Source organism: Nocardiopsis oceani (assembly GCF_054777395.1).
This window is the reverse complement of sequence record NZ_BAAHAR010000031.1, coordinates 62864-81785: the sequence shown is the minus strand read 5'-3', so window position 1 is coordinate 81785 and position 18922 is coordinate 62864. Positions and strand designations below refer to the sequence as shown.

The following is an 18922-nucleotide window of genomic DNA, read 5'->3' as shown; positions in this document are numbered from 1 at the left end:
CAGTAATCCTCGACGGTGTTCAGAAGAACGTCTAGAACAGCGCCGAGGTGAGCTTGCGGCGGGCCGCCCCCACGCGGGGGTCGCCCGGGGGCAGCAGGTCGAAGAGGGAGACCAGGTGCTCCCGGACCCGGTCCCGGTCCTCGTCCCTGGTCTGCTTGACCGTCTCGATGAGGCGGTCGAAGGCCTCGTCGAACTTGCCCCCGTACATGTCGATGTCGGAGACGGTGATCTGCGCGTCGACGTCCGCGGGGTTGTCGGCGGCGGCTTGGCGCACAGCGGGGCCGTCCACGTCCTGGAGGCGGCCGATCAGCCGTACCTGGGCGAGCTTGGCCTTGAGCTCGGTGTTCTTGGAGTCGGCGCCGAGCGCCTTTTCGAACACGGCCGCGGCACCCTCGAAGTCACCGCGTTCCAGGGCGGCCTGGGCCTCGGCGGTCACCGGGTCGCCCTCGGGCTCGGCTTCGGCCTCCTCCTCGGGCATGTCCGCGGGGTCGCCCTCCACGGTGCCGGGATGGCCCTGGGGCAGCATGCCCTTCTGGGCGAGCGCCCCGAAGACCTGGGTCAGTCCGTCGCGCAGCTGCTCCTCGGTGGCGGGCCCCTGCATGAGGGGCATGACCTGCCCCTGGACCGCGATGATGATCATCGGGGTACCGGAGACCTGGAGCGCCTGCACCAGTTGCGGGCTGGCGTCGCTGTCGATCTTCCCGAGGAGCCAGTTGCCGCCCGAGCGCTTGGAGAGCTTGTCGAGTACCGCCTCGACCTGCTTGGACTGCTCGGACCAGCTCGCCAGGACGGCCAGCACGACCGGGGCGGCCATGGACCGTTCCAGTACCTGCTGGAAGTTGGCTTCGTCGACGTTGACGGCGTAGGGGTTGGTTCGACCGGCCGACTCATCGGCGCGCTGCTTGGCCTCACGCTCCAAGGCCGCCTTGCGCGCCCCGAGATCAACCGCACTGTTCGGTGAAAAGTCCGAAGGCTGCATGCTCTCTATCCTGCCGTATCCCGGAGCAGTACGGAGACTGACCCGGGACCGCAATGGGCACCCTCCCGCGAAGGGCAACCACAGGGGGTGCCCGTTCGAGCGCCGGAGAGCCTGGGTTGCAGCAAGCACAGCGCAAGAGGAGTCAAGCCGCTAGCCCTGGCAAAGACCGCGCCGTAGGCGTCCGTTGAGGGTTGGTGGTGGGCGACGGGCGGGCGGAGGCCCAAAACTAGAACTGCGGGGCCTCCGTGTAGGTGCCGAATTCCTCTCCCATGGTGGCGCAGATCTCGCCGAGGGTGGCTTCCGCGCGGGCCGCGTCCATGATGAGCGGGATCAGATTGCCGTCGCTGGCCCGGACGCCCTCCAGTAGTCGGGCCAAGGCCTTGTCGACGACCGCCTTGTCGCGCTGGGAGCGCCGTTCGGTGAGGGCGCGCTTCTGCTCGCGCTCGATCTCGTGGCTGATCTTGAGGACGTCCAGCTCGCCCGAAACGGTGTCCGTGTGGCAGTTGACGCCGACGATGCGCTTGTCGCCCTTCTCCAGGGCCTGCTGGTACTGGAAGGCGGACTCGGCGATCTCGGAGCTGAAGTAGCCGTTGTCGATCCCGGCGAGGATGCCGGAGGTCATCGGGCCGATGGTGTGCTCGGCGTCCTCTCCCCCGCCCATGCGCATGATGTGCGCGAAGATCCGTTCGGCTTCGGCCTCGATCTCGTCGGTGAGTGCCTCCACGTACCAGGAGCCGCCGAGCGGGTCGGCGACGTTGACCACGCCGGTCTCCTCCATGAGGACCTGCTGTGTGCGGAGCGCGATCTCGGCGGACTGCTCCGTGGGCAGGGCGAGGGTCTCGTCGAGGGCGTTGGTGTGCAGCGAGTTGGTGCCGCCGAGCACGGCGGACAGGGCCTCGACCGCGGTGCGGACCACGTTGTTGTAGGGCTGCTGGGCGGTGAGGGACACCCCCGCGGTCTGGGTGTGGAACCGCAGCCATTGCGCCTTCTCGGTCTTCGCGCCGTAGGTGTCGCGGATCCAGCGGGCCCAGATGCGGCGCGCGGCGCGGAACTTGGCGATCTCCTCGAAGAAGTCGATGTGGGCGTCGAAGAAGAAGGACAGCCCGGGGGCGAAGCGATCGATGTCCAGGCCTCTGGACAGGCCGAGTTCCACGTAGCCGAACCCGTCGGCCAGGGTGTAGGCCAGCTCCTGCGCGGCCGTGGCTCCGGCCTCGCGGATGTGGTAGCCGGATACCGACAGCGGTTTGAAGGCGGGGATGTGCTCCGCGCAGTACTCCATCAGGTCACCGATGAGGCGCAGGTGGGGTTCGGGCGGGTACAGCCACTCCTTCTGGGCGATGTACTCCTTGAAGATGTCGGTCTGGAGCGTGCCGTTGAGGCCCCCGATGTCGACGCCTTGGCGTTCCGCGGCCACCAGGTACATGCAGAAGGCCGGGATGGCGGGCCCGCTGATGGTCATGGACGTGGTGGTCTGGCCGAGGGGGATGCCGTCGAAGAGCAGGTCCATGTCGGCGACCGAGTCGATCGCCACCCCGCAGTGGCCGACCTCGCCGAGTGCGTGCGCCGAGTCGGAGTCGTAGCCCATGAGGGTGGGCATGTCGAAGGCCACCGAGAGCCCGCCCCCGCCCTGGGCGAGGATCATCTTGTAGCGCTCGTTGGTCTGCCGGGCGTTGCCGAACCCGGCGAACTGGCGGATGGTCCAGGCGCGGCCGCGGTAGCCGGTGGGGTAGAGCCCTCGGGTGTAGGGGTACTCGCCGGGCCAGCCGATCCGTTCGAAGTCGGGGACCTCGGCACCGGGACGGGGCCCGTAGACGGGTTCGAGGGGCCGTCCGGACAGTGAGGTGAAATCGGCGTCGCGCTTGCGTGCGGAGTCGTAGCGGCGCTGCCAGCGGTCGCGCCCTGCCTCGATGTCGCGTACCCGGCTGGTGGGATCGCCTGTGGAGTTCGCCATACCAAAATAGTAGGACGTCCAACTATATATGTACAGGCCGGGAACTCCTGGCGGCCGCGCACCCGGAGCGTGCCTGGTCAGCGCGGGTGCCTCTGCCGCCCGCGCCTCGGGTCAGCGCCCTTCGGCCACCTCGGCGGCCTCGGAAGCCCGCGCGGGGAAGTCACCGAAGTCCACCCTGAGCCGGGTGAACATCTCGTGCATGCGCCAGCGCTCCTCTTCGGAGTAGCAGCCCAAGCCGAAGTCCATACCGAGGAGTGCCTGGCTGGCCTCCTCGGTGACCTCGCGCCCGGCTTCGGTGATCTCCGCCAGGACACCCCTGCCGTCACTCGGGTTGGGGCGGCGGAGCACCAGGCCCTGCCCCTCCAACCGGTCGATGGTGTTGGTGACGCTCGTGGGGTGCACCATGAGGCGCTCACCGATCTTGCCCAGCGGCAGCGCCCCGGAGGCACTGAAGGTGAGCAGGACCAGCGCCTCGTATCGGGCGAAGGTCAGGCCGAACGGCTTGAGGGCGCCGTCGAGCTCGCCGATGAGGATCTGCTGTGCGCGCATGAGAGAGGTGACCGCCGCCATGGCGGGCGAGGCACCCCATCTCTGACTCCAGTTGTCGTGTGCGCTCTCGATTGGGTCGAACGAAAGGTTCAATGGGTTTCCCACGCCGTCACTCTAGGGTGTCGGCGCTGGCACCCCATCCCACTTCCCGGCGCCCGCAACCCGCGTGGATGCGAAGGCCAGCGGACGCCAGTGGCCGCTTGGGGCCAGCCGGCCCCGGAACCTACTGGTCCGGCCCCCAACGCCACCCATGCGCCGAGGGGACAGCGCCTCGCGCCGCGGCGGCGCAGGGGGAGGCCGCCCGCCCCAGAAATTTCGGTACGGGCATTGACGCCCTCCGGAATTATTAGTTAAGTTTCCTAATAATTTCCTCCCAGGGGCTCCGGCCCCGGGCTCCCTGACCGACCCCCATCAGGAGACCTCCCGACGTGAGCTCACGACGACTGAGAAACCGACTCGCGGTGGTGGCCGCCGCAGTGCTGGTGACACCGCTCGCACTGTTCGTGTCCCCCGTGACCGCTGAGGAGGCCGACGCCTCCGATATCACGGTGACCTACGTGGAATCCGCCCGCTGGGACACCGGCTACACGGGCGAGTTCACCGTCCACAACGCCTCCGGGACGGACCTCACCGACTGGGACATCGAGTTCGAGCTCCCCGAGGGCAGCAAGATCCACGAGCTGTGGAACGCCGCCCTCGAAGGAACGGCGGAGGACGGCTACACCGTGACCCCGCCGCACTGGGGCGCCGTGGTGCCCGCCGGCGGAACCTACGAGTTCGGCTACAACGGCATCCACACCGACGGCAACAGCCACCTGGTCGACTGCACCGTCAACGGCTCGCCCTGCGCCGGTGAGCCGGGCGAAGGACCCCAGCACGACAGCCTCAACGTCGCCTACTTCACCCAGTGGGGTGTCGAGGAGCGCGACTACCATGTCCGAGACCTCATCGAATCGGGCGCCGCGGAGCAGCTCACCCACATCAACTACGCGTTCGGCAACGTCGGTGCCGACGGCGAGTGCTTCATGACCAACGAGCCCGAAGAGGGCGACGCCGAGGCGGACTACGGCCGGGCCACCCCCGCCGAGGAAAGTGTCGACGGTGCCGCCGACGGGCCGGACCAGCCCCTGCGCGGCAACTTCAACCAGCTCCGCAAACTCAAGGAGCTGTACCCGCACCTGGACATCAGCGTCTCACTGGGCGGCTGGAACTGGTCGAAGCACTTCTCGGACGCCGTACTCACGCCCGAGTCGCGCGAGAACCTGGTCAGCTCCTGCGTCGACCTGTACCTCAAGGGCGACCTGCCCGAGATCGACGGCGCGGGCGGCGAGGGTGTCGGCTACGGCATCTTCGACGGCATCGACCTCGACTGGGAGTGGCCCGGCTCCGAGGGCAACCCGCACAACGTCGTCCGCCCCGAAGACCGGGAGAACTTCACCGCCCTCGTCCAGGAGTTCCGCGACCAGCTCGACGAGCTCGGCGAGGAGACCGGCCGCCACTTCGAGCTCAGCTCGTTCATGCCCGCGGGCGCCTGGCGCGTCGACGCAGGCTACGAGCTGGACGAGATCATGCCCAACTTCGACTTCATCACGGTCCAGGGCTACGACTACAACGGTTCCTGGGACGAGTCCACCAACCACCAGTCCAACCTGGTCGCGGACCCGGACAGCCCCGGCTACCCGGACGAGGTGATCACCACCGAGGGCAACGTCGAGGCCTACCTGGAGCGCGGCGTCGACCCCGAGAAGATCGTTCTGGGCGTCCCGTTCTACAGCCAGGGCTGGACGGGAGTGGAACCCGGCCCCGAGGGTGACGGCCTCTTCCAGCCCGCCGAAGGCCCGGCACCGGGAAGCTTCGAGGACGGCACCGAGGACTGGAAGGTGCTGAAGGAGCTGTCCGGCTTCGACCTGTACCGAGACGACGACCTCGGTACGGCCTGGCTCTACGACGGCGAGACCTTCTGGACCTACGACGACGAGGTCTCCATGACCCAGAAGACCGACTGGGCCAACGAGAACGGCCTCGGCGGCGTCATGATCTGGTCCATCGACGGCGACGACTCCGAAGGCAGTCTGCTGACCGCCATCGACGCGGCGCTCGGACGATAGGACCACAGACCCCCGGGCCGCCTACGGGCGCTCGGGAACGGGCGGCGTCGGTGCTCTGATCCGGGGAGCACCGCCGCCAAGGCCGGGGCGGACCGACGTGCGACGGTCCGCCCCGGCTCCCATTTCGCAGCCGAACCCCCGATGATCTTGCCCCTGTCTCCACCCTCGGCGGCCGAGGGTTGAGCCAGGGGCAAGATCATTCCGGTTGGGGGGTAGCGTCCGCGCCGAGTTCCTTCAGCAGCAGGTCCGCGGCGGCGTAGGGGTCCCGCTCCCCCGCCGCGACCTCGCGGGCCAGGCCGTCCAGTCCGCTGTCGGACCCCACCCCGCCCATACGGGCGCGAAGCAGGTCCACCACGATCGCCTGCACCTCGTCCCGGGCCCGATCACGGCGCCGCGACGCCAGCTCGCCGGACCCCTCCATGTGGGCGAAGTGCTCCTCGACCCGCCCCCAGAGCTCGTCGGTCCCCTCGTCCTTGGCCGCCACCATCATCGTGATCGGCGGCTTCCACTCCTCGTCGGCGCGGTCCTTCATCGCGATCATCTGACGCAGCTCGCGCAGGGTCACCTTGGCGCCGTCCCGGTCCGCCTTGTTCACCGCGAACACGTCGGCGACCTCCAGCACGCCAGCCTTGGCCGCCTGCACCGAATCACCCATGCCGGGCGCGCACAGCACGACGGTCGTGTCGGCCTGCCCCGCGATCTCCACCTCGGCCTGGCCCACCCCGACCGTCTCCACGAGGATCACGTCGAACCCCGCGGCGTCCAGCACCCGCAGCGCGTGCGGGGTCGCCCAGGACAGACCGCCCAGGTGCCCCCGGTTGGCCATCGACCGGATGAACACGCCCGTGTCAGTGGCGTGCTCCTGCATACGGACCCGGTCACCGAGCAGGGCGCCGCCGGTGAAGGGCGACGAGGGGTCCACCGCCAGGACCGCGACCGAAAGCCCACGCGCGCGCACCGCGCGCACCACCGCGTTCGTGGTGGTGGACTTGCCCACCCCCGGGGAACCGGTGAACCCGACCACGCGGGCCCTTCCGGTGTGGGGGGCCAGTCCCGCCATGATCTCGCGTAGTTCGTCGGCACCGTTCTCGACCAGGGTGATCGCGCGGGCCAGCGCCCTGCGGTCACCCCCGCGAACCCGTTCGACCAGCTGGGCGGCGTTCATGGGACTCCTCGATTGTGACGAGCAGAAGGATGAGGGCGGGAACTTGTGGTTCCCGCCCGTACGCTCTCACCTCACCCTGATCCGCATACGGACCGGGGCGGTGCCCGCGTCCGCTACTCGGCGGCGGGGACCGTGAACAGCAGGGCGTCGCCCTGGCCGCCGCCACCGCACAGGGCGGCCGCACCGAGGCCGCCGCCGCGGCGGCGCAGCTCATGGACCAGGTGCAGGGCGATGCGGGCGCCGGAGGCCCCGATCGGGTGACCGATCGCGATGGCGCCACCGTTGACGTTGACGATCTCCTCGGAGACCCCCAGGTCCTTGGTGGACTGGATACCGACCGCGGCGAAGGCCTCGTTGATCTCCACGAGCTCCAGGTCCTCGACGCTCTTGCCCGCCTTGTCCAGGGCGTGCTTGATCGCGTTGGAGGGCTGGGAGTGCAGCGAGTTGTCCGGGCCGGCCACGTTGCCGTGGGCGCCGATCTCAGCGAGGACCGGGGCACCGAGTTCCTCGGCCTTGGCGCGGCTCATCACGACCACCGCTGCGGCGCCGTCGGAGATCTGCGAAGAGGATCCGGCGGTGATGGTGCCGTCGCGGTCGAACGCCGGGCGCAGCTTGCCCAGGCTCTCCGCGGTGGTGCCCGGACGGACGCCCTCGTCGGCGTCGAAGACGACCGGGTCGCCCTTGCGCTGGGGGACCTCGACCGGGACGATCTCCTCGTCGAAGCGCCCCTCGGCGGCAGCGGCGGCGGCCCGCTGGTGGGAGCGGGCGGCGAAGGCGTCCTGTTCGGGGCGCTCGATGCCGGTCTTGGCGTTGTGGCGCTCGGTGGAGGCGCCCATCGAGTCGCCCTCGAAGGCGTCGGTGAGGCCGTCGTGCGCGGTGGCGTCCAGCACCTCGACGGAGCCGTACTTGTAGCCCTTGCGCGCGTTCGGCATCAGGTGCGGGGCGTTGGTCATGGACTCCATGCCGCCGGCGACCACGATGTCGAACTCTCCGGCGCGGATGAGCTGGTCGGCCAGGGCGATGGCATCGAGGCCCGACAGGCAGACCTTGTTGATGGTCACGGACGGGACGTCCATGGGGATACCGCCCTTGACCGCGGCCTGGCGCGACGGGATCTGCCCTGCACCGGCCTGCAGAACCTGTCCCATGACCACGTATCCGACCTGGTCACCGCTGACCCCGGCGCGCTCCAGCGCCGCCTTGATCGCGAAGCCGCCCAGATCTGCGGCGGAGAACCCGGCGAGGGAGCCGAGGAGTCGGCCGGTGGGGGTCCGAGCCCCACCGACGATGACGGAACCGGGCATCTTAACTGGCCTCCAAGTGATGGGTGACGCACCTGGTCTGCAACGATACCCACACAGATCACACCGACGTCCGAGAGGTTCGCCCAGTGAGTGACGCACCCAGCCCCACCGGCCCGTTCTCCGGTCTGACCCGCTTGGACCACGTCGGGATCGCGTGCCGCGACCTCGACGCGTCCATCGAGTTCTACCGGACCACGTACGGCTTCGAGGTGGAGCACGAGGAGGTGAACGAGGAGCAGGGGGTCCGCGAGGCCATGCTCCGAATCAACGGCACCGACGATGGCGGCGCCACTTATCTGCAACTCCTCGAACCGACCCGTGCGGACTCTCCCGTGGCCAAGTTCCTTGACCGGAACGGAGAGGGCGTGCACCACATCGCCTTCGGGACGGCGGACGTCGCGGCGAGCGCCGCGGGGGTGGGCGCGGAAGGCGTTAGGGTTCTGGGTGACGGGCCCCGGACCGGAACGGCCGGATCCCAGATCGTTTTCCTGCACCCGAAGGACTGTGGCGGCGTTCTCACCGAGTTGGTACAAAGCAGCCACTAAGGACACGCCGAGAGCATGATCAGGCCGGAAAACGTCACGGGGACGTTCCGGACACATCACAGCTTGAGTTCCTCAGGCGTGGATGACCTCCGACCCCACCGGAAGTTACCCGAAACCCCCTTCCCAGAGGTTCCACGCTTGATAAAGTCTGCTAGTTGCCGGATGTGCTTTTTCTTCCGGCGTTGGTCCATGTCTTGCAGTCCGGTACGTGAGCCGGGTCGGCCGTTCCCGCTGCGGCACCGCACCGGGTCGGCCGTCGGAGGCGGTCAGGGTCACCAGAACCCGTCACACCGGTCCGCCTGCACCTTTGGCTCGCTCACCCCGGAAAACAACCCGTCCACCGGGGGTACAGCAGCCGCCCTCCTGCCACCCCCGGCAGTTTTGCAAGTAGCCGTCTCGCACCCGTTCAGGATTCCGCCACATGTCGTCAAACAACATTGACACCCAGCTCAACAACATCTTCGACGAAGACAACACTCCGCCCGAATTCGACGTAGTGCTGCGTGGCTATGACCGCACCCAGGTGACGGACTACCTGGAGGGCCTGCGCAACGAGGTCAAGCAGTCCACCAAGGAGATCGACAAGGTCAAGTCGGAGCTGTCCGCGAAGAGCCAGCAGCTGCAGGAGCGCGAGCGCCCCTCCTACTCCGGTCTCGGTTCGCGGATCGAGGAGCTGCTGCGCCTCGCCGAGGAGCAGGCCAACGAGCTGGTCCAGAGCGCGCAGATCGACGCCAACGACATCCGGTCGGCCTCCAAGATCGAGGCTGCCGAGATGCGTGCTGCCGCCGAATCGGAAGCCACCGAGGTCCGTACGCTGGCCCAGCGCGAGGCCGACGAGCAGCGGCAGAGCGCCGAGACCGAGGCCGAGGAGATCAGCACCACCGCCCGCCGCGAGGCCGACGAGCTGGCGTCCACCACCGAGCGCGAGGTGCAGAAGAAGCGCTCCGCCGTCGACCACGAGATCGCCGAGAAGCGCGCCACCTTCGAGGGTGAGATCGGGAAACTGCGCACCACCACCGAGCGGGAGTGCGCCCAGGCCCGCGCCGCCGCCAAGCGCGAGCGCGACGAGACCATCCAGTCGGCCAAGAGCCAGGCCGAGGAGCTGCGCAAGAACGCCGAGCGGGCCTTCGCCGAGTCCGAGGCGCGCCGTACCGAGACCGAGGACCAGTTCGAGCTGCAGCTGGCCGACCGCCGTGCCGAGGCCGAGCGCCAGGACGCCGAGCGCCTGGCCGGTGCGCAGGCCGCCACGCAGAAGATGGTCAACGAGGCCGAGGAGCGTGCCGCCAGCGCCGAGCAGCGCGCCACCAACGCCAGCCAGCAGGCTGAGCAGACCCGCCGCGACGCCGAGAACCACGCCAAGCAGCTGGTCAGCAACGCCAAGAAGAACGCCGGTCAGATCGAGGCCGAGGCCAAGGCGAAGGCCGACCACCAGCTGAGCGACGCCAAGTCCGAGGCCAACCGGGTCATGACGGCCGCCAACAAGGAGGTCGACGAGCTCAACCGCCAGCGGGACAGCATCCAGTCGCACCTCCAGCAGCTGCGTCAGCTGCTCGGTGGCGGCGGTGCCGCGGCCGCCCCGGCCGCTGGTGCGCCCGCCGCGATCCCGGAGTCCGGTCAGGCCGCCGCCGCAGCACCCGCCGCTCCGGCCGCGCCCGCCGCCGAGGAGCCCAAGCAGCCGGCCGCCGCCGGTAAGGGCGCCGACGACGAGGACTGGTGGCAGGAGTAGCGGTCAGCCGCCGCTGAACGCGGCCGAACGCGGCTGAGCCGTCCTGAGCACGGCGAAGGGCCCGGTTCCCGAGTTATCTATCGGGCCGGGCCCTTCGCCGTGTTCGGTGAGCAATGAGCACAAGGTCACCGAGCACAAGTCGAGCTACACGGTGTCCTTCTCCCAGGGGCCGTCCCACTCGGTGGGCAGGGGGTGGGCCGCCGGATTGACCTGTTTGACGACCTCGTTGAGGACCCGGCGCACGTAGGGCTCACCCACCCACAGGTGCTTGGCGCCGTCGACGCCGATGATCTCGGCCTGGGTGAGCGGCGCGAAGCGTTCGCGGGCCTCGTCGGGCTGCAGGAAGTCGTCGTGCTCGGGGACGAGCGCCACCACGGGCTTGCCCGAGTCCGCCCACACCTTCATGTCGGCCTCGTCGGCCCGGTGCAGGGGCGGGGACAGCAGCAGCGCGCCCTGGACCTGGGGGTCGCAGCCCCATTTCAAGGCGAGTTCGGTCCCGAAGGACCAGCCCAGCAGCCAAGGTTGCGGGAGCTCCTCGAACTCGGTGAACTCGATGGCGGCGAACACGTCGTGCTTCTCGGTCTCGCCCTCGCCGAACTCTCCCTCGCTGGTGCCGTGGCGCGAGGTCGTCCCGCGCGTGTTGAAGCGCAGGACGGCGATGTTGGCGAGCGCGGGCAGCCGGAAGGAGGCCTTGCGCATGACGTGGCTGTCCATCATGCCCTCAGCGGTGGGCAGCGGGTGCAGGCACACGAGCGTGGCCGCGGGTTCGCCGCCCTCCGGGAGGGCCAGCTCGCCGATCAGTTCGAGGCCGTCACCGGTGTGCAGGGTGATGGGTCGGCGCACGGCGGGAAGCACCGTGGTGGCTCGGATCTCCATGGCTCCTCATAAGTTGTTGGGTGGCCCGGCAGCTCCGGGTCAGTATCTGGGGGCCCTGGGCGAGCGCTGAGTACGCCGGTCCCAGCAGGAGGAGTGCCAGTGCCGCCGGTCCCCGCCGTCGCCGTACGGGCGCCATGCCACGACGTGGGCCATACCGACCGGGATCTCCTGCGCGCAGCCGGGACACCGGTAGGACTTGGTAGCGGCCGCACCGGGGATCCGGCGCGTCACCCACTCCCCGTCCGGTCCGGTCTCTCGGCGCTGCCCGCCGGTGACGCGCAGCATGAGGGCGTCCTCGTCAGGGGGGCCACTGGGGGCGTTCCGACCCCGGGAGGTCTTACGGCGGGGGCTGTTACGGCGCGGACTCACCCTTCAAGGGTAGGAGAAAAACGACTGTGGCCGCCGTCACACCACGGGAGGGTGTGACGGCGGCCAGGTGACCGCGTCCGGGGTCACTTCGGGTCGGCTGCCGCTCGGCGGTGGGCCTTCAGTGGCTGCCGCAGGCGCAGCCGCCGCCCTGCGGGGCGGCCTCGTCTGCGTCGGGCAGCAGGTCCATGAGCAGCGGGGCGGGCACCGCGATGGTGGTGAGGCTGTACTCCGACATCGCCACCAGGGTGGTGATGACGGACTCGGCCCCGCGCTCGTCGAGGAGCTCGGTCGGGCCCTTCGGGTAGCCGCAGCCGAAGCGCATGGCGGTGTCGATGTCCTTGGCGGAGGCGTAGCCGTCGCCGATCATGCGCAGGGCGTCGTCGATCTGCGGCGCGATGAGCATCTCGCCCAGGTCGAGGGTCTCCTCGTCCCGCACCATCTCGGCGAAGCGGCCGGAGCGCTTGGGCTCCGCCGGGTCGTCCTTGCCCTTGTAGAAGCCCTGGCCGGACTTGCGGCCCAGGTGGCCGGCGGCGACCAGTCGGCGCAGCAGCGGCGCCGCGACGTAGCGCGGGTCGCGGAACTCGTCCCACAGGACGTCCATGACGGCCAGGCAGACGTCCAGGCCGACCATGTCCGCGAGGGTGAGCGGGCCCATGGGAAGGTCGGCGGCCTTCTTGACGGACTCGTCGATCTCCTCGCGGGTGGCGATGCGGCGCTCGTAGAGGCGGATCGCGTCGTTGATGTAGGGCACCAGCAGCGCGTTGGCCACGAAGCCGCTGCGGTCCCCGACCGTGATCGGGCTCTTGCCGATGCGCTTGGCGACCTCGGTGACGATGTTGACGGTCTCCTCGCCGGTGGAGACCGTGGTGATGACCTCGGCCAGCTTCATGACCGGGGCCGGGTTGAAGAAGTGCAGACCGACGACCTTCTCGGGGCGGCCGGTCAGCGCCGCGATCTCGGTGACCGACAGCGAGGAGGTGTTGGTCGCCAGGATCGTGCCGGGCGCGCAGATCCGGTCCAGGTCGCCGAACACGTCACGCTTGATGTCCATGCGCTCGGGGACGGCCTCGACGACGAAGTCCGCGTCCGCGAGGTCCTCGCGGGACGTGGAGAACGTGAGGCGGGCGTCGATCCCAGCGCGCTCCTCCTCGGTGAGTTTGCCCTTGCTGACCGCACGCGAGAGGGACTTGTCCACGTGACCACGGCCGCGGTCGAGGGCGGCCTGGTCGATCTCGACCCCGACGACGTTGAACCCGGCTCGGGCGAACACCTCAGCGATGCCCGCACCCATCGTGCCCAGTCCTACGACGCCGACCTTGTCAAATTCCTGCACCATGGGCCCCACCTTAGACGCCCTTCGGACCCTGGTCGTGCGCGGGGACCAGAACTTTACTACTGACCAGTAGGGCCGCGTCGTCCTGCTCCGCTCCCGGTAGGCCCTGTTCCGCGCCCGGTCGGTACCAGGGCGATGGCCAGCGCGGAGAACACCGCGCCCACCGCGAACACCGCGGGCAGGCCCGCGAGCGTGATCACCGCCGCCATCAGCACGGGGGTCAGCGTCGTGCTGACCCCTTGGAGCCAGTTCTGCACGGCCAGGGCCCGGCCGGCCCACGCGGTCCCGGCGATCTCCGCCACGGAGACGAAGGTCAGCCCGTTGTGCCACATCGTCATGACCAGGCAGGTCAGGAGCAGCGGTACCGCCGTCCACTCCCAGGCCTCCGGCAGGAAGGTGAGCAGGACCAGCGCGACGCCGGACACCACAGCGAGCCACCGCACCGGCCGCATCCGGTCTCCGGTCCGGTCCGACCGGGCGCCGAGTAGGAGCCGACCTGCGGCTCCGGGGATCTGGGCCGCCGCGACCACCGCACCGGCCGCGGGTGAACTCCACCCCTGTTCCTGAACCAGGTAGATCACGGCGTAGACCATCAGTGTGACTTGCGGGACGCCGAGGAGCATGCTCACCCCGTGCACCCGCCAGATGGCCCACCGCCGGTACGGGGAGCCGCTGAGGGCTGACGGCTGCGCTTCCGGGTTCCCCGCTGGGCCCCGGTCACCGGTGACCGCTCGCTTGGCTTCCCCCTTGGCCTCCGAGGCGGTACCCGAGGGTGGTGCGGTGGCCATCGCGAGCACGAGCGGAACGGCGAGGAGGGATAGGACCCCCGGGAGCGTCATCGCTCCCACGAACCCCCACGCGTCGGCGGCCCAGGGCAACGCCAGAGCTGAGACCCCCACGCCCAGCGGCAGCGCGGACTGCCGGACCCCCATGGCCAGTCCGCGCTCCCCGCGCGCGAACCAGATCAGGACCAGGCGCCCGCTCGCCGCGTTGACGGGGCCGCCGACCGCTCCCAGGAGCAACAGGACCACCGCCACGCTCCACAGCTCCGACACCGTCCAGAGCAGTCCCAGCGCGCCCGCCGTCAGGGTCAGGCTCAGCGCCATCGTGGAGCGCTCCCCCACGCGGTCGATCACCACACCCCACGCAAGGAGCGTCAGCAGCAGCCCGAACGAGGGCAGCCCCGCCAGCACCCCGGCCTGAGCCGTGGTGACACCGAAGGCCTCGCGCAACTGCGGTAGGACGATCGGCACCCCGAACATCGCCGAGACACTGGCCACCTGCGCCACCATGCTGACGGTCAGGATCATCCAACGATTACGCACGACCATCCCGACAGCCTAGAGAGACGCCCGCAGACGCGTTGCCCCGGCTCGGCCCGGGATCACCCCGAACCGACCTCAGCCGCACCCGGAAGGCGGTAACGTGACGTCCCGTGCGTCTCGTCATCGCGCGGTGCAGCGTCGACTACGTCGGCCGACTCACCGCCCACCTGCCCATGGCTCCCCGGCTGATCCTCATCAAGGCCGACGGGAGCGTGTCCATCCATGCCGACGACCGGGCGTTCAAGCCGTTGAACTGGATGAACCCGCCGTGCAAGGTCCGCGAGGAGACGGTAGAGGACGGCCCCGACGTGTGGACGGTCACCCACAGCAAGTCCGGGGAGAAGCTCGTGCTGACGTTGGAAGAGATCATGCACGACTCCTCCCACGAGCTGGGCAAGGACCCCGGGCTCCAGAAGGACGGCGTCGAGGCCCACCTCCAGGAGCTGCTCGCCGAGCACATCACCACCCTCGGCGATGGCTACTCGCTCATCCGCCGCGAGTACCCCACCGCCATCGGCCCCGTGGACATCCTGTGCCGCGACGGCGAGAGCAACACCGTGGCGGTCGAGCTCAAGCGCCGGGGCGACATCGACGGCGTCGAGCAGCTCACCCGCTACCTCGAACTCCTCAACAGGGACCCCGCACTGGCCCCGGTGACCGGTGTGTTCGCCGCCCAGGAGATCAAGCCGCAGGCCAAGGTCCTCGCCGAGGACCGCGGCATCAGCTGCGTCGTCCTGGACTACGACGAGCTGCGCGGTATCGAGCCCGACACCCTGCGCCTGTTCTGACCCGCACCCTGAGATCCGTGCCCTCCCGACCCTGAACCCGTGTCCTCCACTCGGAGGACACGGGTCCGTCTTCGAGGCGGATACCCCCGGAACCCGTGCCACGGGACGCTCGGGGTATGAGCACACCAGTCATCGAGGCCAGCGGCCTCCGGAAGCGGTACGGCGACACCCAAGCCGTCGCCGGGGTCGACCTCCGCATCGAACAGGGCGAGATCTTCTCGTTCCTCGGCCCCAACGGCGCCGGGAAGAGCACCACCGTCGAGATCCTGGAGGGCTTCCGCCACCGGGACGGCGGATCCGCCCGGGTCCTGGGCGAGGACCCCGGCAAGGCGGGCCGCGCCTGGCGCGCCCGCGTGGGCATCGTCTGGCAGAAGGAGACGATGGTCCCCAAGCTGCCGGTGCGCGACCTCGTCCGGCACTTCGCGGGCTACTACCCGCTCGCCCACGACCCCGACGAGATCATCGCGTTGGTCGGGCTGGAGCACAAGGCGAAGCAGCAGGCCGAGTCCCTCTCCGGCGGGCAGCGGCGCCGCCTGGACGTGGCCTTGGGCATCGTCGGCCAGCCCGAACTCCTCTTCCTTGACGAGCCGACCACGGGGTTCGACCCCAAGGCCCGGCGCGAGTTCTGGGCCCTCATCCGGGACCTCTCCGACCGGGGCACCACCATCGTCCTCACCACCCACTACCTGGAGGAGGCCGAGGAACTGGCCGACCGCGTGTGCGTGATCGCGCAAGGCCGGATCCGGGCCGTCGACACCCCCGCGGCGCTCGACGGACGCGCCTCCGCCCAGGCGACGGTCGGCTGGCTGGAGGACGGCCGGCGCCGCGAGGTCCGCACCGACGAACCCACCCGGGTGGTCTCGGAACTGACCGGGCGCTTCACCGGCGAGGTCCCCGAGCTGAGCGTGCACCGCCCCACCCTGGAGGAGACCTACCTCAGGATGATCGACGACGGGGCCGACGACCAGAACGACAAGCACGGCGACGACCGGAAGGAAGGCCGGGTATGAGCACCCCCACCGCCGCACCCGACAACACAGTGGCGGCTTCCCCGCGCGCCAACGTCCCCAACGGCTCCCGGGGGCGGCCCCCCGGGCCGGTCCGCGTCGGCCTCTCCAGGGGATGGATGGAGGTCCGCACCTTCGTCCGCGAGTGGGAGAGCGTGGTCTTCACCTTCTCCCTGCCCACGCTCATCCTGGTCCTGTTCGCCTCGATCTTCGACGACCTGATCGACGTGGGTATGCCCGCGGTCGACTACTACCTGCCCGGTCTGATCGCCATGGGCCTGATGTCGGTGAGTTTCCAGAACCTGGGCACGGTGATCGCCACCGATCGCGAGTACGGCGGTCTGCGCCGCCTGCGCGGCACGCCGATGCCCGCCAGCGCCTACTTCATCGGCAAGACGATCCTGGTGCTGTTCCTCGCCCTGGGCCAGGTAGCGGTACTGCTGAGTGTGGCCTACCTGTTCTTCGACGCCACCCTGCCCACCACCATGGAGGCGTGGGCCACCATCGCCTGGGTGCTCGTTCTCGGCACCATCGGCTGTTCCCTCCTCGGTATCGCGGTCAGCTCACTGGCCAGAACCGCCCAGGCGGCCTCGGCCGTGGTCGTCGTCCCGTTCCTCGTCCTCCAGTTCACCTCCGGTATCTTCGTGCCGATCAGCGTTCTGCCAGAGTGGGTCCTCAACGGTGCCTCGCTCTTCCCGCTCCTGTGGATGGCCCAGGGCATGCGCGCCGGGTTCTTCCCCGAGGAGATGGCCCAGTTCGAACCGTCCGGGGCCTGGGACCTGCACCTGGTCGCGCTGGCACTCGGCGCCTGGTGCGTGGTGGGCCTGGTACTGACCCTGCTGACGTTCCGCTGGAAGACACGCAAGGACGGGTAATGACCGAGTCGAAGCGGGCCCCGGACGCGAACACCACCGGCAGCAGCTCGGGGCCCGTCCCGCAGACCCCTCGCGCCCTCAGGGCGCTACCCACCGAACAGCACGCCTGGGATCTGGGATGGGGCTGGGAGGTCTACTTCGTCGCGGTGATGGTGCTGGTCTCCCTGATCGGTCTGCTGTCACCGGGCACCCCTTGGCTCAGCGCCGCGCTTCCCGGCGCCCTGTTGGCCCTGTACCTCATGGCCGGCCGCCGCCTGGTGAAGTCGGACGACTGGGAGCGCGGCAACCGGCTGCTGTTCGTCGCCCTGGTGGTGCTGATGCTGCTCCCGGCCATCACCCTCGACGGGAACGTCCAGTTCATCCTGGTCGCCGTCGCGCCGCTGCTGTTCATGGTCACCGGGCTGAGGTACGCCGTCGCCGCGATGGCGCTGATCCTCCTCGTCCCCGCACCGGTGCGCGGGCTCCTGGGGTGGCAGGACTGGACGGGTGTCGGTCTCAACCTGCTCATCCACTCCGTGATCCTGGCCTACGCCATGTGGTTCGGCACCTGGATGTACCGGATCGTTGAGCAGAGCTACGAGAGGTACGCACTCATCGAGGAACTGCAGCACACCCGGGAGGAAGCCGACCGCCTGTCCCAGGAGGCCGGTGCCGTGGCCGAGCGCGAACACCTGGCCCGGGAGATGCACGACACCCTCGCCCAAGGGTTCACCAGCATCATCACCCTCACCCAGGCAGTGGAGTCCGAACTGGACAGCGAACCCGAGACCGCCCGCCGCCACCTGGCGCTCATGCGCGAGACCGCGGCGGAGAACCTCGCGGAGACCCGCGCCATGGTCGCCGCCCGCCAACAGATCCGGGTGGCCGACGAAAGCCTGGACGCCTCGGTCCGGCGGATCGCCGAACGCCTCGGACAGGAGCTGGGCATCTCCGTGACGGCTGACGTCACCGGAACCCCCGAGGAACTCCCGAACCACCACCAGGTCTGCCTCCTGCGCACCGCCCAAGAGGCGCTGGCCAACCTCCGCAAGCACGCCGGCGCCGACGGCGCCCGGGTCACCCTGGCCTACACCGACGTGGGTGTGCGCCTCACTGTGGCGGACGACGGGAACGGCTTCGACCCGGCACGGCCCGCGAACGGCAACGGCCTGGCGAACATGCGCCACCGGGCCGAGAGCGTCGGCGGTCTGCTGGAGGTCGACTCCGTCCCCGGCACCGGCACCACCGTCCGCCTGTCACTGCCCCACGACGAAACCGAGGCCGATGCCGATCCCGGAAGCGGGACCGACGAGCGGCGAGAGGAACCCGCACCATGATCCGTGTCCTGTTGGTGGACGACCACCCCGTGGTCCGCGAGGGCATCCGCGGCATGCTCAGCGCCGAGGCCGACCTCGACGTCGTCGGCGACGCGGGATCCGGCCCGGAGGCCCTGGTACGGGTCGCCGAGCTGTCCCCCGACGTGGTCCTGATGGACCTGCGCATGCCCGGCGGCGACGGGGCCGAGGCCACCGAGCGCATCCGCGCCGGGCACCCGGACGTGCACGTCCTGGTCCTCACCACCTACGACACCGACTCCGACATCCTGCGCGCGGTCGAGGCGGGGGCCACCGGCTACCTGCTCAAGGACACCCCGCGCGCGGAGCTGGCCAACGCCGTCCGCTCGGCGGCCCGGGGCGAGACCGTGCTCACCGGGCGCTTGGCGGGCAAGCTGCTGACCGGCGTGCGCCAGCGCTCCGAACCGGAGGGCCCCGCGCTGTCCCCGCGCGAGGTCGAGGTGCTGCGTCTGGCCGCCGACGGACGCACCAACGCCGCGATCGGCCGGACCCTGCACATCAGCGCGACCACGGTGAAGACCCACCTGATGCGGGTCTACGAGAAGCTCGGGGTCGGCGACCGGACCTCCGCGGTGTCGCAGGCGCTGCGCAGGGGCCTGCTCCCCGAGCAGTAACGCCCCGGGCTGCCCGCGCCCCCGAGCCGGGCAGCCCGGAGTTCAGGGGAGACTCAGGGGCCGCCCCCGATGCC

Annotated in this window: 17 protein-coding genes; 8 read left to right on the top strand and 9 right to left on the bottom strand. The window is 69.7% G+C overall.

The genetic code is table 11. From position 1 onward, the window contains the following. Nucleotides 1–31 precede the first annotated feature (31 nt). The 3 genes from ACYVDG_RS19570 to ACYVDG_RS19560 form a co-directional block, all read right to left on the bottom strand. Nucleotides 32–979 (bottom strand): co-chaperone YbbN, encoded by a 948-nt coding sequence (locus tag ACYVDG_RS19570; RefSeq protein WP_460754924.1) that lies wholly within the window; start codon nt 977–979, stop codon nt 32–34. A 226-nt stretch (nt 980–1205) separates the two neighbouring features. Then, on the bottom strand, nt 1206–2930 hold the full coding sequence (locus ACYVDG_RS19565) for an acyl-CoA mutase large subunit family protein (RefSeq protein ID WP_460754920.1): 1725 nt from the start codon (nt 2928–2930) through the stop codon (nt 1206–1208). A gap of 111 nt (nt 2931–3041) precedes the next feature. Next, complete coding sequence (locus ACYVDG_RS19560) at nt 3042–3572, bottom strand: MarR family winged helix-turn-helix transcriptional regulator (protein ID WP_460755025.1); 531 nt, start codon at nt 3570–3572, stop codon at nt 3042–3044. A 335-nt stretch (nt 3573–3907) separates the two neighbouring features. Between ACYVDG_RS19560 and ACYVDG_RS19555 the strand changes: the two genes are divergently transcribed. After that, a complete protein-coding gene (locus ACYVDG_RS19555; protein ID WP_460754917.1) occupies nt 3908–5587 on the top strand; it encodes a glycosyl hydrolase family 18 protein in 1680 nt (559 codons plus the stop codon). A 196-nt stretch (nt 5588–5783) separates the two neighbouring features. On the opposite strand, the gene meaB is transcribed toward ACYVDG_RS19555, so the two are convergent. Next, the gene (meaB, locus tag ACYVDG_RS19550; protein ID WP_460754914.1) at nt 5784–6752 is read right to left on the bottom strand and encodes a methylmalonyl Co-A mutase-associated GTPase MeaB; all 969 of its coding nucleotides are present in this window, start codon (nt 6750–6752) and stop codon (nt 5784–5786) included. 113 nt (nt 6753–6865) lie between these two features. Continuing rightward, complete coding sequence (locus ACYVDG_RS19545) at nt 6866–8056, bottom strand: acetyl-CoA C-acetyltransferase (protein WP_460754911.1); 1191 nt, start codon at nt 8054–8056, stop codon at nt 6866–6868. An 86-nt stretch (nt 8057–8142) separates the two neighbouring features. Between ACYVDG_RS19545 and mce the strand changes: the two genes are divergently transcribed. Continuing rightward, a complete protein-coding gene (gene mce / locus ACYVDG_RS19540) occupies nt 8143–8601 on the top strand; it encodes a methylmalonyl-CoA epimerase (protein ID WP_460754909.1) in 459 nt (152 codons plus the stop codon). Between the two features lie 421 nt (nt 8602–9022). Beyond that, the gene (locus ACYVDG_RS19535) at nt 9023–10327 is read left to right on the top strand and encodes a DivIVA domain-containing protein (RefSeq protein ID WP_460754905.1); all 1305 of its coding nucleotides are present in this window, start codon (nt 9023–9025) and stop codon (nt 10325–10327) included. Between the two features lie 144 nt (nt 10328–10471). On the opposite strand, the gene ACYVDG_RS19530 is transcribed toward ACYVDG_RS19535, so the two are convergent. The 4 genes from ACYVDG_RS19530 to ACYVDG_RS19515 form a co-directional block, all read right to left on the bottom strand. Then, entirely contained in the window at nt 10472–11203 is a 732-nt protein-coding gene (locus ACYVDG_RS19530; RefSeq protein WP_460754902.1) for an alpha/beta hydrolase, read from the bottom strand. A gap of 39 nt (nt 11204–11242) precedes the next feature. Beyond that, nucleotides 11243–11488, bottom strand: a complete 246-nt coding sequence (locus ACYVDG_RS19525; RefSeq protein ID WP_460754899.1) for a hypothetical protein — start codon at nt 11486–11488, stop codon at nt 11243–11245. Nucleotides 11489–11690: 202 nt separating this feature from the next. After that, the gene (locus tag ACYVDG_RS19520; protein ID WP_460754897.1) at nt 11691–12908 is read right to left on the bottom strand and encodes a 3-hydroxyacyl-CoA dehydrogenase; all 1218 of its coding nucleotides are present in this window, start codon (nt 12906–12908) and stop codon (nt 11691–11693) included. 56 nt (nt 12909–12964) lie between these two features. Further along, nucleotides 12965–14236, bottom strand: a complete 1272-nt coding sequence (locus ACYVDG_RS19515; protein WP_460754892.1) for an MFS transporter — start codon at nt 14234–14236, stop codon at nt 12965–12967. Between the two features lie 104 nt (nt 14237–14340). Between ACYVDG_RS19515 and nucS the strand changes: the two genes are divergently transcribed. The 5 genes from nucS to ACYVDG_RS19490 all read left to right on the top strand — a co-directional run bounded on the left by nucS (nt 14341) and on the right by ACYVDG_RS19490 (nt 18848). Continuing rightward, the gene (gene nucS, locus ACYVDG_RS19510) at nt 14341–15018 is read left to right on the top strand and encodes an endonuclease NucS (RefSeq protein WP_460754889.1); all 678 of its coding nucleotides are present in this window, start codon (nt 14341–14343) and stop codon (nt 15016–15018) included. Nucleotides 15019–15134: 116 nt separating this feature from the next. Continuing rightward, nucleotides 15135–16028, top strand: coding sequence for an ABC transporter ATP-binding protein (locus ACYVDG_RS19505; protein WP_460754884.1), 894 nt, complete (start codon nt 15135–15137; stop codon nt 16026–16028). Next, the gene (locus ACYVDG_RS19500; protein ID WP_460754881.1) at nt 16025–16900 is read left to right on the top strand and encodes an ABC transporter permease; all 876 of its coding nucleotides are present in this window, start codon (nt 16025–16027) and stop codon (nt 16898–16900) included. The genes ACYVDG_RS19505 and ACYVDG_RS19500 overlap by 4 nt, the downstream gene beginning before the upstream one ends. Next, the gene (locus ACYVDG_RS19495) at nt 16900–18216 is read left to right on the top strand and encodes a sensor histidine kinase (protein ID WP_460754878.1); all 1317 of its coding nucleotides are present in this window, start codon (nt 16900–16902) and stop codon (nt 18214–18216) included. The genes ACYVDG_RS19500 and ACYVDG_RS19495 overlap by 1 nt, the downstream gene beginning before the upstream one ends. Continuing rightward, nucleotides 18213–18848 (top strand): response regulator, encoded by a 636-nt coding sequence (locus ACYVDG_RS19490; RefSeq protein WP_460754875.1) that lies wholly within the window; start codon nt 18213–18215, stop codon nt 18846–18848. The genes ACYVDG_RS19495 and ACYVDG_RS19490 overlap by 4 nt, the downstream gene beginning before the upstream one ends. Nucleotides 18849–18922: the final 74 nt, after the last annotated feature.

Coding starts and splice junctions, on each gene's coding strand:
- ACYVDG_RS19570 (WP_460754924.1), bottom strand. CDS start 979: ATGCAGCCTTCGGACTTTTCACCGAACAGTGCGGTTGATCTCGGGGCG.
- ACYVDG_RS19565 (WP_460754920.1), bottom strand. CDS start 2,930: ATGGCGAACTCCACAGGCGATCCCACCAGCCGGGTACGCGACATCGAG.
- meaB (WP_460754914.1), bottom strand. CDS start 6,752: ATGAACGCCGCCCAGCTGGTCGAACGGGTTCGCGGGGGTGACCGCAGG.
- ACYVDG_RS19545 (WP_460754911.1), bottom strand. CDS start 8,056: ATGCCCGGTTCCGTCATCGTCGGTGGGGCTCGGACCCCCACCGGCCGA.
- ACYVDG_RS19535 (WP_460754905.1), top strand. CDS start 9,023: ATGTCGTCAAACAACATTGACACCCAGCTCAACAACATCTTCGACGAA.
- ACYVDG_RS19530 (WP_460754902.1), bottom strand. CDS start 11,203: ATGGAGATCCGAGCCACCACGGTGCTTCCCGCCGTGCGCCGACCCATC.
- ACYVDG_RS19525 (WP_460754899.1), bottom strand. CDS start 11,488: ATGCTGCGCGTCACCGGCGGGCAGCGCCGAGAGACCGGACCGGACGGG.
- ACYVDG_RS19520 (WP_460754897.1), bottom strand. CDS start 12,908: ATGGTGCAGGAATTTGACAAGGTCGGCGTCGTAGGACTGGGCACGATG.
- ACYVDG_RS19515 (WP_460754892.1), bottom strand. CDS start 14,236: ATGGTCGTGCGTAATCGTTGGATGATCCTGACCGTCAGCATGGTGGCG.
- ACYVDG_RS19505 (WP_460754884.1), top strand. CDS start 15,135: ATGAGCACACCAGTCATCGAGGCCAGCGGCCTCCGGAAGCGGTACGGC.
- ACYVDG_RS19500 (WP_460754881.1), top strand. CDS start 16,025: ATGAGCACCCCCACCGCCGCACCCGACAACACAGTGGCGGCTTCCCCG.
- ACYVDG_RS19495 (WP_460754878.1), top strand. CDS start 16,900: ATGACCGAGTCGAAGCGGGCCCCGGACGCGAACACCACCGGCAGCAGC.
- ACYVDG_RS19490 (WP_460754875.1), top strand. CDS start 18,213: ATGATCCGTGTCCTGTTGGTGGACGACCACCCCGTGGTCCGCGAGGGC.